The organism is Pseudomonas sp. Arb-4-2C (assembly GCF_055755015.1).
On the sequence record NZ_CM146899.1, the window covers coordinates 4,875,021 to 4,889,152 of the forward strand.

Annotated in this window: 12 protein-coding genes; 10 read left to right on the forward strand and 2 right to left on the reverse strand. The window is 60.3% G+C overall.

All coding sequences use genetic code 11. From position 1 onward, the window contains the following. Position 1: 1 nt before the first annotated feature. The 10 genes from folK to AC0J41_RS22115 all read left to right on the forward strand — a co-directional run bounded on the left by folK (position 2) and on the right by AC0J41_RS22115 (position 12,649). Positions 2-487: a 2-amino-4-hydroxy-6-hydroxymethyldihydropteridine diphosphokinase gene (gene folK / locus AC0J41_RS22070; RefSeq protein ID WP_473013611.1), complete on the forward strand. Its 486-nt coding sequence runs from the start codon at positions 2-4 to the stop codon at positions 485-487. Between the two features lie 328 nt (positions 488-815). Beyond that, a complete protein-coding gene (gene panB / locus AC0J41_RS22075; RefSeq protein WP_025108823.1) occupies positions 816-1,616 on the forward strand; it encodes a 3-methyl-2-oxobutanoate hydroxymethyltransferase in 801 nt (266 codons plus the stop codon). Then, the gene (gene panC, locus AC0J41_RS22080) at positions 1,613-2,473 is read left to right on the forward strand and encodes a pantoate--beta-alanine ligase (protein WP_473013612.1); all 861 of its coding nucleotides are present in this window, start codon (positions 1,613-1,615) and stop codon (positions 2,471-2,473) included. The genes panB and panC overlap by 4 nt, the downstream gene beginning before the upstream one ends. A gap of 198 nt (positions 2,474-2,671) precedes the next feature. Beyond that, on the forward strand, positions 2,672-3,052 hold the full coding sequence (panD, locus tag AC0J41_RS22085) for an aspartate 1-decarboxylase (RefSeq protein ID WP_473013613.1): 381 nt from the start codon (positions 2,672-2,674) through the stop codon (positions 3,050-3,052). A gap of 230 nt (positions 3,053-3,282) precedes the next feature. Then, entirely contained in the window at positions 3,283-4,947 is a 1,665-nt protein-coding gene (gene pgi / locus AC0J41_RS22090) for a glucose-6-phosphate isomerase (RefSeq protein ID WP_025108820.1), read from the forward strand. A gap of 214 nt (positions 4,948-5,161) precedes the next feature. Beyond that, complete coding sequence (gene acs / locus AC0J41_RS22095) at positions 5,162-7,099, forward strand: acetate--CoA ligase (protein WP_025108819.1); 1,938 nt, start codon at positions 5,162-5,164, stop codon at positions 7,097-7,099. Positions 7,100-7,150: 51 nt separating this feature from the next. Continuing rightward, positions 7,151-8,023 (forward strand): oxygenase MpaB family protein, encoded by an 873-nt coding sequence (locus AC0J41_RS22100; RefSeq protein ID WP_025108818.1) that lies wholly within the window; start codon positions 7,151-7,153, stop codon positions 8,021-8,023. 144 nt (positions 8,024-8,167) lie between these two features. Next, positions 8,168-9,184, forward strand: a complete 1,017-nt coding sequence (locus AC0J41_RS22105; protein WP_473013614.1) for a class I SAM-dependent rRNA methyltransferase — start codon at positions 8,168-8,170, stop codon at positions 9,182-9,184. A 220-nt stretch (positions 9,185-9,404) separates the two neighbouring features. Further along, positions 9,405-12,353 (forward strand): DUF748 domain-containing protein, encoded by a 2,949-nt coding sequence (locus tag AC0J41_RS22110; RefSeq protein WP_473013615.1) that lies wholly within the window; start codon positions 9,405-9,407, stop codon positions 12,351-12,353. Further along, positions 12,353-12,649 (forward strand): DUF2845 domain-containing protein, encoded by a 297-nt coding sequence (locus tag AC0J41_RS22115; RefSeq protein WP_025108815.1) that lies wholly within the window; start codon positions 12,353-12,355, stop codon positions 12,647-12,649. Before AC0J41_RS22110 ends, AC0J41_RS22115 begins: the two co-directional genes overlap by 1 nt. Before the next feature lie 183 nt (positions 12,650-12,832). Here the strand turns inward: AC0J41_RS22115 and AC0J41_RS22120 are convergent, their stop codons facing one another. Continuing rightward, positions 12,833-13,189, reverse strand: a complete 357-nt coding sequence (locus AC0J41_RS22120; RefSeq protein WP_025108814.1) for a BON domain-containing protein — start codon at positions 13,187-13,189, stop codon at positions 12,833-12,835. A gap of 297 nt (positions 13,190-13,486) precedes the next feature. Further along, entirely contained in the window at positions 13,487-13,927 is a 441-nt protein-coding gene (locus AC0J41_RS22125; protein ID WP_473013616.1) for a pilin, read from the reverse strand. Positions 13,928-14,132 lie beyond the last annotated feature (205 nt).

Genomic DNA, 14,132 nt, shown 5'->3' on the forward strand with positions numbered 1-14,132 from the left:
CATGGAACGCATCTATATCGGCCTGGGCAGCAATCTCGCTGACCCGGCCGAACAGTTGCGCAGCGCGCTCAACGCGCTGGGGCAATTGCCGCAGACCACCCTCGCCGGAGTCTCGGCGTTCTATCAGAGCGATTCACTGCTGCCGGGACAACCGCGTTACACCAACGCGGTCGCGGCCCTCGACAGCGGCCTCGCGCCGCTGGACCTGCTCGATGCGCTGCAAGCCATCGAAAACGATCAGGGTCGCGAGCGCCTGGAGCGCTGGGGCCCGCGCACACTGGATCTGGATATCCTGCTGTTCGGTGATCAGCTGATCGATGTGCCGAGGCTGAAAGTCCCGCACTATCAGATTCAGGAACGCGCGTTCGTGCTCTATCCGCTGGCTGAACTGGCTCCCGAGGACCTGCGCCTGGCCGATGGCCGCGCCCTCGCCGACCTGCTCGCCGCCTGCCCGTTCGTTGGCCTCGAACGCCTCGCTGACGCCTGACGCAAATCCGCCCCCTGCAGGCTCACTCCTGCAGGGGGCCGCTCCACATTCAGAATATTGTCGGACAAAAAATCGCCAAATCAGGCCCGCGGCTCCGCTGAATCGCATCAGTAACGCCGGTAACACTCTCCTCGTAACAATGCGGTAACACACAATTGACTTCCTGAGGTCTCCTCACGACTATAGGCGTCCCGCTGCCGCCAACCCGGCACATACGGGCGCAATCCAGGCCTTATAAGCACGACAAAAGAGCGTGCGCCTGAGTAGACGAAGAATCACGCGCGTTACTCGCAGTAGTTTCCAGAGCGCCTGAACGAGGATTTTTTACATGCCAGCCATCACCCTGACCACGCTCCAGAGCCTCAAGCAGAAAGGTGAAAAGATCACCATGCTGACCTGCTATGACGCGACCTTCGCCCACGCCTGCAACGAGGCCGGTGTCGAAGTGCTGCTGGTGGGCGACTCCCTCGGCATGGTTCTGCAAGGTCACGACAGCACCCTGCCGGTCACCATCGCAGAAATGGCCTACCACACCGCCTGCGTCAAACGCGGCAACACCGATGCCCTGATCCTGGCCGACCTGCCATTCATGGCCAACGCCACCCTCGAACAAACCATGACCAACAGCGCCATGCTGATGCAGGCCGGCGCACACATGATCAAGGTCGAAGGTCAGTTGTGGCTGGCGGAGTCGATCCGCCTGCTGGCCGAGCGCGGTGTGCCGGTCTGTGCGCACATGGGCCTGACTCCGCAAGCGGTGAACATTCTCGGTGGCTATAAGGTGCAGGGCCGCAACGAGAACCAGGCGCGGCAGATGCGTGCCGACGCAATCTCGCTGGAGCAGGCCGGCGCCTCCATGTTGCTGCTCGAATGCGTGCCGAGCGAACTCGCCGCCGAAATCAGCCAGGCCGTGAAAATTCCGGTCATTGGTATTGGCGCCGGTAGCGATACCGACGGCCAGGTATTGGTATTGCACGACATGCTCGGCCTGTCGATCACTGGCCGCGTGCCGAAATTCGTCAAGAACTTCATGCAAGATCAGGACAGCATCCAGTCCGCATTGAAGGCTTACGTCAACGAAGTCAAAGGCGTTACTTTCCCTGGCATCGAACACGGATTCTCTGCATGAACACCGTAAAGACCGTACGCGAACTGCGTGCCGCCGTGGCGCGCGCCCGCAGCGAAGGCAAGCGCATCGGCTTCGTGCCGACCATGGGCAACCTGCACAGCGGCCACATTGCGTTGATCACCAAAGCCACACAACGGGTGGACTTCGTGGTGGCGAGCATCTTCGTCAACCCGCTGCAGTTCGGCGCTGGCGAGGACCTCGACAAATACCCGCGCACCCTGGCGGCAGATCAGGAAAAGCTGCTGCAGGCCGGCTGCCATTTGCTGTTCGCCCCGACTGTTGAAGAGATGTACCCCGACGGCATGGCCGGGCAGACCCGAGTCAGCGTCCCGCAACTGTCCGAAGGCCTGTGCGGTGCCAGCCGTCCGGGGCACTTCGAGGGTGTGGCGACGGTGGTCAGCAAGCTGTTCAACATGGTTCAGCCGGACCTGGCGATTTTCGGCCAGAAAGACTTCCAGCAACTGGCCGTCATCCGTGCGCTGGTGCATGACCTGAACATGCCGATCCAGATCATCGGTGAGCCGACCGTACGTGCCGCCGACGGCCTGGCGCTGTCGTCGCGCAACGGTTTCCTCAGCGAGCAGCAACGTGCCGTGGCCCCGGTGGTCTATCGCACCCTGAGCACAATTGCCGAGTCGATCAAGCAAGGTGAGCGCGATTACCCGGCGCTGATCGCAGCCCAGGTGCAACAGCTGGAAGCTGCTGGCCTGCGCCCGGATTATCTGGAAATCCGCCACGCCCTGAGCTTGCGTCCGGCGACGGCTGAAGACCGCGATCTGGTGATTCTGGTGGCAGCGTTCCTGGGCACCACGCGATTGATCGACAACCTGCACCTGAATCTCGACACCCCGGTTTAAAAACACCGCGATCCCCCTGTGGGAGCGGGCTTGCTCGCGAAGGCGGTGTGTCATTCAGCAGATACGTTGACTGACACACCGCCTTCGCGAGCAAGCCCGCTCCCACATTGGTTTCTGGTGTCCACACAGACCATATTGCCGCCCCCAAAGCCTTCGGGCACACTGCCCGCCGTTCGATTCCAACCCGGGAAATCCCTCATGCACGCCATCATGCTCAAGGCCAAGCTGCACCGCGCCGAAGTCACCCATGCGGTACTCGATTACGAAGGTTCCTGCGCCATCGATGGCGAGTGGCTGGACTTGTCCGGTATCCGTGAATACGAGCAGATCCAGATTTACAACATCGACAACGGCGAGCGTTTCACGACCTACGCCATTCGTGGTGAAGAAGGTTCGCGGATGATTTCGGTCAACGGCGCAGCCGCGCACAGGGCCAAGGTCGGCGACCGGGTGATCATTTGCGCATACGCCCATTACAGCGAAGCGCAACTGCTGAATTTCAAGCCGCGCATGCTGTACATGGCCCCTGGCAATGAGCTGAGCCACACCAGCAACGCCATTCCGGTTCAGGTGGCCTGAGCCGCTTCGACGCGTCACTCCCCCTCCGTTGGTCGGCTTGTTCCCGGTATTGATGTTAAAAAAGTACAGGGAACAGGTCAGAAGAAGTCAAGACAGATCGCAGCGCGAGGTTTACTGTATTCGCCCTGCGTCGAAAAATCGTGTCGACGCATTTGACCCTCGCCCAAACATGGCGTATCGGTCTGTTCTGTGTTCAAAAGGCCGTTCAAGTAAAAAGGAAAACCGCAGCGATGGCGTACTACCGCACTCCTCACGACGTTACCGCTCTGCCTGCCTGGCAAGCGTTGAAAGATCACCGCCAAGCCATGCAGGATTTCAGCATGCGCGAAGCCTTCAACGCCGATCCGCAGCGCTTCAATCAATTCACGCTCAGCAGCTGCGGACTGTTTCTCGATTATTCGAAGAATCTGATCAACGCCCAGACCCGCAATCTGCTGGTGAGTCTGGCCAATGAAGTCGATTTGAAAGGCGCGATCAAAGCGCTGTTCGACGGCGAGATCGTCAACGCTTCCGAAGGCCGTCCGGCCCTGCACACCGCCCTGCGCCGCCCGGTGGGCGACAAGCTGTCGGTCAACGGCGTCAACGTGATGCCCGAAGTGCACAAGGTGCTGAACCAGATCACTGATCTGGTTGGCCGCATCCACGATGGCCTGTGGCGCGGTTACACCGAGAAGCCGATCACCGACGTGGTGAACATCGGCATCGGTGGCTCGTTCCTCGGCCCGGAACTGGTCTCCGAAGCGCTGCTGTCCTACGCGCAGAAAGGCGTGCGTTGCCACTACCTGGCGAACATCGACGGCAGTGAGTTCCATGAACTGACGCAAAAGCTGCGCGCCGAGACCACGCTGTTCATCGTTTCGTCGAAGTCCTTCAACACCCTCGAAACCCTGAAAAACGCCCAGGCCGCACGTGCCTGGTACCTGGCTCAGGGTGGCTCGGAAGCCGAGCTGTACCGCCACTTCATCGCGGTATCGAGCAACAACGCTGCTGCAGTAGCGTTCGGCATCCGTGAAGAAAACATCTTCCCGATGTGGGACTGGGTCGGCGGTCGTTACTCGCTGTGGTCAGCCATTGGCCTGCCGATTGCCCTGGCCATCGGCATGTCCAACTTCAAGGAACTGCTGTCCGGTGCCTACACCATGGACCAGCACTTCCAGAGCGCGCCGTTCGAACAGAACATGCCGGTGCTGCTGGCCCTGCTCGGCGTCTGGTACGGCAACTTCTGGGGCGCGCAAAGCCACGCGATCCTGCCGTACGACCACTACCTGCGCAACATCACCAAGCACTTGCAACAGCTGGACATGGAATCCAACGGCAAGAGCGTGCGTCAGGACGGCACCTCGGTGTCGACCGATACCGGCCCGGTGATCTGGGGTGGCGTCGGCTGCAACGGTCAGCACGCCTACCACCAGTTGCTGCACCAGGGCACCCAACTGATTCCGGCCGACTTCATCGTGCCGATCGTCAGCTTCAACCCGGTATCCGACCACCATCAGTGGCTGTACGCCAACTGCCTGTCGCAGAGCCAGGCGCTGATGCTCGGCAAGACGCTGCCGGAAGCAGAGGCTGAACTGCGTGACAAGGGCATGAGCGAAGAACAGGTGCACAAACTCGCACCGCACAAGGTGATCCCGGGCAACCGTCCGAGCAACACCATTGTGGTCGAACGCATCAGCCCGCGTCGTCTCGGCGCACTGGTTGCCATGTACGAACACAAAGTCTTCGTACAGAGCGTGGTCTGGGGCATCAACGCCTTTGACCAGTGGGGCGTGGAACTGGGCAAGGAACTGGGCAAAGGCGTTTACAACCGTCTGGTCGGCAGCGATGAAACCATCGCTGACGATGCCTCCACCCAAGGCCTGATCAACTACTTCCGCGGTCGTCACCGCGGTTGATTTGACTGGGTTGCCCACAGATCCTGCGGGCAACACTTCTCCACTGTGGGAGCGAGCCTGCTCGCGAATGCGGTTTGTCATTCAGCATCTTTGTTGACTGACACTGCGCATTCGCGAGCAGGCTCGCTCCCACAGTTGTTTTGGGGATGACTTGAACCTGTGGTGCTCTCGGCGCATCTTTATCCTTGTCGCACAACAAGAATAAGGAACCGTCATGTTCGATATCAGCACGTTCCCCAAAGCCGATGCCGTCCGCCGGGCTGCCCAGTTGAGTCAGGACGATTACAAACGCCTGTACCGCGAATCCATTGAACACCCCAGCGCCTTCTGGGCCGAGCAAGCCACACGCTTTCTCGACTGGAGCACACCCTGGCAGACCGTCCAGCGCTACGACCTGAAAACCGGTGAGGCCTCCTGGTTTGCCGGAGCGCAACTCAACGTCAGCTACAACTGCATCGACCGCCACCTGGCGCAGCGCGGCGAGCAGACGGCCATTCTGTGGGAAGGTGACGACCCGGCCGAATCGGCGCAGATCACCTACAAAAAACTCCATCATCATGTCTGTCGCCTGGCCAACGTGCTGAAAAGCCGTGGTGTTAAAAAGGGCGACCGGGTGTGCATCTACATGCCGATGATCCCCGAAGCCGCTTACGCCATGCTCGCCTGCGCGCGGATCGGCGCGATTCATTCGGTGGTGTTCGGCGGCTTCTCCCCTGACTCGTTGCGCGACCGCATACTCGACGCCGATTGCCGCACGGTGATCACCGCCGATGAAGGGGTGCGCGGCGGCAAATTCGTGCCGCTCAAGCAGAACGTCGACAAGGCCCTGCAGAGTTGCCCGGACGTCAGCACGGTGGTGGTGGTCGAGCGCACGCAAGGCAAGGTCGACTGGGTTGAAGGTCGCGACCTCTGGTATCACCAGGCTGTGCGAGATGTCAGCGATGACTGCCCACCGGAGCCGATGGACGCCGAAGATCCACTGTTCATCCTCTACACCTCCGGCAGCACCGGCAAACCCAAAGGCGTGTTGCACACCACCGGCGGCTACCTGCTGCAAGCGGCGATGACCTTCAAATACGTGCTCGACTACCGCGATGGCGAAGTGTTCTGGTGCACCGCTGACGTCGGCTGGGTCACGGGGCACAGCTACATCGTCTATGGTCCGCTGGCCAATGGTGCGACCACACTGATTTTCGAAGGCGTGCCGAGCTACCCGAGCACTTCGCGTTTCTGGCAGGTGATCGACAAACACCACGTCAACATTTTCTACACCGCACCGACGGCCCTGCGCGCGTTGATGCGTGAAGGCTCCGGGCCGCTGCAGGAAACTTCGCGGCATAGCCTCAGACTGCTCGGCAGTGTCGGTGAGCCAATCAACCCGGAAGCGTGGGAATGGTATTTCAACGTGGTCGGCGAACAACGCTGCCCGATTGTCGATACGTGGTGGCAGACCGAAACCGGCGGCATCATGCTCAGCCCGCTGGTCAGCGCGCAACGGATCAAGCCGGGCTGCGCCACGCAGCCGATGTTCGGCGTTCAACCGGTGCTGCTCGACGAGCACGGCAAGGAAATCAAAGGCGCCGGCAGCGGCGTGCTGGCGATCAAATCCAGCTGGCCGGCACAGATCCGCAGCGTTTACGGCGACCCGCAGCGCATGGTCGATACCTACTTCAAACCCTACCCCGGTTACTACTTCACCGGCGACGGCGCACGCCGCGATGAGGACGGCGATTACTGGATCACCGGGCGCATCGACGACGTGATCAACGTCTCCGGCCACCGCATCGGCACCGCCGAAGTGGAAAGCGCGCTGGTGCTGCACGACAGCATCGCCGAGGCTGCCGTGGTCGGTTATCCGCACGACGTCAAAGGCCAGGGCATCTACGCCTTCGTCACGCCCATGAACGGCGCCGAGCCAAGTGATGAGCTGAAGAAAGAACTGCTGGCCCACGTCAGCAAAGAGATCGGCAGCTTCGCCAAGCCGGACCTGATCCAATGGGCGCCGGCCTTGCCGAAAACCCGTTCAGGCAAGATCATGCGGCGCATTCTGCGCAAGATCGCCTGCAACGAACTCGACAGCCTGGGCGACACCTCGACCCTGGCCGACCCGAGCGTGGTGCAGGGTTTGATCGACAAGCGCCTCAATCAGTAATGTCTCCGGCGCGGTCACTCGGCCGCGCCCATCCATCCCCAATGAGTTGTCATGGAATTCATCCGCAGCCGTATCGAAAACCAACTCATGAGCCTGACCGGTCTGTCCCTCGGTCAACTCGATCTGGAAAACCCCAAAGGCGATCCGGGCCTGTTCGGCCCCGACTCGATCAGTTGGCAGGTGCATGGCGACTTCAGCAGCATGCTGATCGGCGGCATCAGCGCCTTGTTGCTGCAAGCCCTGCATCCGCTGGCGCTGGCCGGGGTCTGGGACCATTCGAACTTTCGTCAGGACATGCTCGGACGCTTGCGCCGCACCAGCCAGTTTGTCTCCGGCACTACCTTCGGCTCGCGTCGCGACGCCGAATGGTTGATCGAAAAGGTGCGCACCATTCACCTGCAAGTGGTCGGCACCGCGCCGGATGGCCGACCCTATGCGGCCAGCGATCCGGACCTGCTGACCTGGGTGCATGTGGCGGAGGTCAGTAACTTCCTCGCTGCGCATTTGCGTTACCGCAATCCACAGCTGTCGCTGGCGGATCAGGATCGTTACTACACGGAAATCGCCGTGGTCGCGGAGCAACTGGGCGCGCGGGACGTACCGAAATCACGGCAAGCGGTGGCCGATTATCTGCAACGCATGCGCCCGCAGTTGTTGTGCGACGAACGCAGCCGCGAAGTCCTGCGCCTGCTGCTCGACGCACCGGCACCCAGTGTGCTGGCGCGGCCGTTTGGTGATCTGATGATGAAGGCCGGCATCGACCTGCTGCCGGACTGGGCCAGCGAAATGCTCGATGTGCGGCAGAGTTCGCTGCAACGCCAGTTGATTCGCGCCAGCGTCAAGCGCAGTGCGCCGATGCTGCGCTGGGCGATGCGTAACGGTTCGGTGCAGCGGGCCAAACGCCGGATGGGACTGCTGACCTGAAAAGCTTCGCGATCAAGCCCACAGGGAATCCATGGTGTAAATCAGACCCCTTGTGGGAGCGGGCTTGCTCGCGAAGGGCTTAACTCGGTTGCCCGCCAAACTGCTAAACTCCCGCGCCCCAATTCTCACCAGCAAGGCGCCCGCATGTCTTCCTTGAATCAGGCGCTGCGCGCCGCCCTCGATCAACGCCAGGACCTGCTCGCTGCAATGCACAGCCAGGGCACCGATTGCTACCGGCTGTTCCATGGCAGCCAGGAAGGCGCCGGTGGCCTGACCATCGATCGCTACGGTCCGCAGTTGCTGGTGCAGAGCTTCCACCAGACGCTCGAGCGTGAAGACCTGCTGCAACTGCACGCCATGGTCAATCAAACGCTGGGCCTGGAAACCTTGCTGGTCTACAACGACCGCTCTCGCGGCAACTCGCGCATCGATCGCGAAGACAGCGTCTACAAGGCCGATGACGCCGCCTTGGCCGACCTGATCGGCCACGAATGGGGCCTGAACTACCGCGTGCGTGGGCGTCATGCCGGGCAGGATCCGCTGCTGTTCCTCGACCTGCGCAATACCCGCGGCTGGGTCAAGGAGCACGCCAAGGGCAAAAGTGTGCTCAACCTGTTCGCCTACACCTGTGGCGTTGGCCTGAGTGCCGCCGCCGGTGGTGCGCGTGAGGTGTGCAATCTGGACTTCGCCGAAGGCAACCTGGCGGTTGGCCGCGAAAACGGTCTGCTCAACCCGCAATTGCCCGAGATGCAGTTCATCCAGTCCGATTATTTCCCGGCCATCCGCCAACTCGCCGGCCTGCCCATCAGCCAGCGGCGCGGGCAGAAACTGCCGAGTTATCAGCGCCTCGAACAGCGCCAGTACGATCTGGTGCTGCTCGATCCGCCGGCCTGGGCCAAGAGCGCGTTTGGCACCGTTGACCTGCTGCGCGACTATCAGAGCCTGCTCAAGCCCGCCCTGCTGACCACCGCCGACAATGGCGTGCTGATCTGCTGCAACAACCTGGCGAAAGTCAGCATGGATGACTGGCGCGAGCAGGTACTGCGCTGCGCCGAGAAGGCCGGGCGCCCCGTACGCGAATGGAGCGTGATGACCCCGGGCGCCGACTTCCCGTCGATGGACCAACAGCCGCCACTGAAAACCCTGATCCTGCAGCTGTAACCCTCCTCTGCGGCTGACAACTGTCCAATGTGGGAGCGGGCTTGCTCGCGAATGCGGTGCATCAGCTAACAAAGAGGTTGACTGACAAACCGCCTTCGCGAGCAAGCCCGCTCCCACAAGGTTTGCGATCCTACAGAACAATCTGAACAATCCTGCACCAAGCGATGTACTTCGGAACCAGAATCGCGTGCCATACTCCAAGGCACTCCGATTCAGACAGATGAAGCCGCACATGACCAAAGGATTGATTCGCGCGATTGGCGCCTTGTTGACTGCTCTGGCCCTTTACAGCCTGCTGGGGTTTCTGATTTTGCCGGGCATCGCCCTGCGCATTGCCAACCAGCAGTTGGCCAACTACGCCACAGTGCCTGCGCATATCCAGCGCATCGAACTCAATCCGTTCAGCCTCGAAGTCACCCTGTGGGGTCTGGTGATTGGCGAGCCGGGCAAGGAGCAGGTCGGTTTCGAGCGGCTGTACGCCAACCTGCAAATCGATAGCTTGTGGACCAAAGCGCTGCACCTGGCCGATATCGAACTGGACAAGCCGAAAACCGAAATCCTCTTCGCCAAGGACGGCCAGCTCAATCTGCTGGGCCTGTTCAAACTCCCCGCGAGCGAGCCGACCCCGGCCGACCCGAATGCCAAGCCGTTCCCGCTGCGCATCGACCGCATCCAACTGGCCGGTGGCAATGTGCATTTCGAGGACGCCCGGCCAAGCGAGCCGATCGAGTTCCTCTACGACAAACTCGACTTCGAGCTGAAAAACCTCAGCACCCTGCCCGAAGACAATGCCGACATGACGCTGGTGGCCATCGGCCCGGCCGGTGGCCAGATCGACTGGAAGGGCAATTTCAGCCTGATCCCGTTCACCTCCGAAGGCACGCTGAAAATCACCGATGGCAAGATGAAAGCCTTCTGGCCCTACGTGCGCGACGCGGTGCCACTGGTTCTCGAAGACGGTGTGATCAACCTCAGCACCGAGTACAAACTCAATCTGTCGAAAGAAACCGAACTGCTGCTGAACAACATCGCAGTGAGCATTGCGCCGTTTGCGATCAAGGCTCCGGACGGACGCCCTCTGGCAAAACTCGAACGCCTGGACGTGAGCGAGACTTCACTGGACCTGGCCAAGCAGCAAGTGGTGGTGGGCAAGATCCGCAGCAACAAACTGGAAACCTGGGCCGCACTCGAAGCCGACGGCCAGCTGGACTGGCAAAAGCTGTTCGCCAGCCAGCCGTCCAAACCGGCCGCCAAGGCTGCAGCGGAACCTGCCAATGCCCCGGCAGCCGCCGACTCGCCGAAAGCACCGCCCGCGCCGAGCAAACCATGGCAAGTGCTGCTCAAGGACGTGCAGTTGCGCAATTACACGGTGCATCTGGCCGACCGTTCGGCAAAACCCGCGGTGGCACTGGATGTCACACCGCTGAACATCGATCTGCAGGATTTCGACAGCCTCAACGGTTCGCCCTTCAAGGTCAGGCTCGACACCGGCCTGGGCAAACAAGGCAAGGTCAGCGCCGACGGCGTGGTCAACCTCGCCCCGGTCACGGCTCAGCTCAATGTGAAAACCCAGGACATCGACCTGCGGGTCGCGCAGTCCTACATCAATCCGTTCATTCGCCTGGAACTGCGCAGCGGCATGCTCGGCAGTGACTTGAAGGTCAACCTCAAGAGTACCGAACCACTGGCACTCAGCGTGACCGGGCGGGCGCAGATCGATCAACTGCACACCCTCGACACCCTGAAAACCCGCGACTTCCTCAAGTGGCAACAAGTGGTGGTCGAAGGCCTGAACTACCAGCACGGTGACAGCCTGTCGATCGACAAGGTCAACCTGTTCCAGCCGTACGCGCGGTTCATGATCAACGATGACCGCACCACCAACATCGACGACTTGCTGATCCCGCAGCCCGCCGACAGCGGTGCAAAAACCGCAGCGGCCAAACCCGCCAGCAAGGACAAGCCGCTGGGTATTCACATCGGCGCGATTGCGATCAACGATGGCTCGGCCAACTTCGCCGACTTCAGCCTGACCCCGAACTTCGCCACCGCGATCCAACAGCTCAACGGGCAGATTGGTACCATCGACAGCCGTCAGGCGAAACCGGCCAGCGTCGACATCAAGGGCAAGGTCGACCGTTATGCACCGGTGACGATCAAAGGGGCGGTCAACCCGTTCGACCCGATGGCCAGCCTCGACATCGCCACCAGTTTCAAACGGGTCGAATTGACCACCCTGACGCCGTATTCCGGCAAATTCGCCGGTTACCGCATCCGCAAGGGCCGGCTCAACCTCGACCTGCATTATCTGATCACCAAGGGCCAGCTAAAGGCCGAAAACAAAGTGGTAGTCGAGCAGCTGCAACTTGGCGAGAAGGTCGACAGCCCGGACGCCGTGAGCCTGCCACTGAAACTGGCGATTGCGCTGCTCAAGGACGTCGACGGCAAGATTTCCATCGAACTGCCGGTCACCGGTGACCTGAACAACCCGCAGTTCAGCGTGATGCCGATTGTCTGGCAGACCCTGCGCAACCTGATCGTCAAGGCCGCTGCGGCGCCGTTCAAGATGATCGGCGGGCTGATCAACGGTGGCGGATCCGAAGACCTCGGGACCGTGTCCTTCGCAGCAGGCTCGAGTGACCTGAGCAAGGATGCCGAGTCGGCCCTCGACAAACTGTCCCAAGCCCTGAAGGAACGTCCGGCCCTGCGTCTGGAAATCGAAGGCACTGCTGCGCAAAGCAGCGACGGCCCGTTGATTGCCGAACAGCGTCTGGAGCGCGAATACCAGTACAACTACTACAAGATGCTGCAGCGCCGTGGCGACAAGGTGCCGGCTCAGGCGTCCCTGCTGCAAGTGCCGGAAAACGAGAAAGGCCCGCTGCTCGAAGGCATCTACCGCACCCGTCTGAAAACCCAGCCACCGGCCGAATGGAAGGACCTGGGCAAGGAAGAACGCACGGCGAAAATGCGTGACGGCGTAATCAAGTTCTGGAGTTCCAGCGATGTGCTGCTGCGGCAACTGGGTCAGGAACGCGCCAGCAGCATCAAGGACTATCTGGTCGACAAGGGGCAACTGGCCGATGACCGGGTGTACTTCATCGACGCCAACCTTGGCGAGGCCGAGAGCGATGGCCGGGTCGTGACGCAAATGCACCTGGACGCCGAGTAATGAACAATAAGTGGCTGGTTGCGCTGACACTGATGCTCGCTGCCAGCCCTGCCCTCGCCTCCGATACGCTGCGCTGTGGCAGCCAACTGGTCAGTCTCGGTGACCGCTCCAGTGAAGTGCTGCAAAAGTGTGGCGAACCGGTCAGCCGCGATGTCCTTGGCTACAAGCGCAGTGCCAACCGCCGTGAAGAGTTTCAGGTCGAGGAATGGACCTACGGCCCGAGCAACGGCATGTACCAGTACCTGCGTTTTGAAGGCAATCGCCTGCGGCAGATCAACAGCAAGCGCGGTAACTGAAGCACAACATCTGTCCCACAGATGTTTTGTGTGGTCCCTGAAATAGAACAGGCCCCGACACAAGTGCCGGGGCCTGTAATGGTCACATCCGTGTGACCGTTCGCATGAACTCTAAAGTTGCGGCAGACGTATTGCTCGGCCCGTCTGTCGCGCCTTCTCCCGGTCCAGGCGAGAAGTCATGCCTTACTCGGCTTTCAGGCCGTCAGCGGAGACTGCTTTGACGCCTTTGATTTTCTTGGCAATAGCCACTGCGGTGGTTTTCTGAGCCTCGGTCACTGCAACAGTGGAGGACAGGGACACAACGCCTTTGTTGGTTTCAACTTTGATGTCAGTACCTGGGATGCCCTTCTCGGTTACCAGGTCGCTTTTCACTTTGGTAGTGATCCAGGTATCGGAAGTAGCTTCTTTAGCCTTGGTCATTTCACCGGCAGCCAGAGTCATTGGAGCCTGGGTAGCCTGAGTGGATTGTGCAAATGCACCGGAAGCCATGGTCAGGGTCAGCGCGGTAGCAGCAGCGGCAGTGATAGCGAACTTCTTCATACGAGTAACTCCTGTTTTTCTGGAAAGTCTGCTGGTTGTCGTGTCAGCAGGGTTACCGGAGATATTGCGAAGGCTGTGCCAACTTTTCGAAAGACAATAAATCTTTATAAATCAAAAAGTTATGAATTATGCAAATTTTCGGAATCATGCAATTTGCATGACAAGTGCATTATCGACATGCAAGTTGCGGCTTTTCGGAAAGTTCCTAACACGCTGAAATTCCTCAAGCTTTTTTTGAAGGCCGAAAACAAAAAATGCCCCGCATGGCGGGGCATCTCAGGACGCTTGCTGACTCAATCAGGCACCGGTGCCTGCGCAACCCTTAGGCGCGTAGTCCGGGTTGACGGTCGACGCACAGCTCCAGACGCCGGAGGTGTTGCCAGTGGCAGCGCCGGTACGGGTCAACGTAATGGTTTTACCAAGCACCGGACCTGGGGCATTCACCAGTGTGCAGGTGATAGTGCCGGCACCGGTCGTGGCGGTTCCCGACGCCGCCAGTGTGCAGTTGGAGGTGGTCGCTGAAGCGCTACCGGCCACCAGTAACAGCGTTGGATCAGTGCCTTGATTGATGGTGTCCTCGAACGGCACCTTCAGTGCACTGATCTCCGCCAGACCCGCAGTCACTTTCGAACGTGCCTGGTACTTGGAGTATTGCGGCAAGGCGATGGTCGCCAGAATGCCGATGATCGCCACGACGATCAGCAGCTCGATCAGAGTAAAGCCCTGTTGTTTTTTCATAGACACGCTCCATGCATGAGTCGGAATCTCATGATCTGCAATGGACTCAGCACAGCCCATGCCAACCCGCTGCCAGCCCCGCACGCTGGGCACAAACGCAGTGCAAGGCAGCTTCCTACAACCGCTAACCGCACTATCTGACACTTTTTGTCACCTGCACCCGACGTGTTTGGCGCTGTCACTTGACTAGGCTATAAGTCATGAA

Coding starts and splice junctions, on each gene's coding strand:
- panB (WP_025108823.1), top strand. CDS start 816: ATGCCAGCCATCACCCTGACCACGCTCCAGAGCCTCAAGCAGAAAGGT.
- AC0J41_RS22100 (WP_025108818.1), top strand. CDS start 7,151: ATGGAATTCATCCGCAGCCGTATCGAAAACCAACTCATGAGCCTGACC.
- AC0J41_RS22120 (WP_025108814.1), bottom strand. CDS start 13,189: ATGAAGAAGTTCGCTATCACTGCCGCTGCTGCTACCGCGCTGACCCTG.
- panD (WP_473013613.1), top strand. CDS start 2,672: ATGCACGCCATCATGCTCAAGGCCAAGCTGCACCGCGCCGAAGTCACC.
- acs (WP_025108819.1), top strand. CDS start 5,162: ATGTTCGATATCAGCACGTTCCCCAAAGCCGATGCCGTCCGCCGGGCT.
- AC0J41_RS22105 (WP_473013614.1), top strand. CDS start 8,168: ATGTCTTCCTTGAATCAGGCGCTGCGCGCCGCCCTCGATCAACGCCAG.
- pgi (WP_025108820.1), top strand. CDS start 3,283: ATGGCGTACTACCGCACTCCTCACGACGTTACCGCTCTGCCTGCCTGG.
- AC0J41_RS22115 (WP_025108815.1), top strand. CDS start 12,353: ATGAACAATAAGTGGCTGGTTGCGCTGACACTGATGCTCGCTGCCAGC.
- panC (WP_473013612.1), top strand. CDS start 1,613: ATGAACACCGTAAAGACCGTACGCGAACTGCGTGCCGCCGTGGCGCGC.
- AC0J41_RS22110 (WP_473013615.1), top strand. CDS start 9,405: ATGAAGCCGCACATGACCAAAGGATTGATTCGCGCGATTGGCGCCTTG.
- AC0J41_RS22125 (WP_473013616.1), bottom strand. CDS start 13,927: ATGAAAAAACAACAGGGCTTTACTCTGATCGAGCTGCTGATCGTCGTG.
- folK (WP_473013611.1), top strand. CDS start 2: ATGGAACGCATCTATATCGGCCTGGGCAGCAATCTCGCTGACCCGGCC.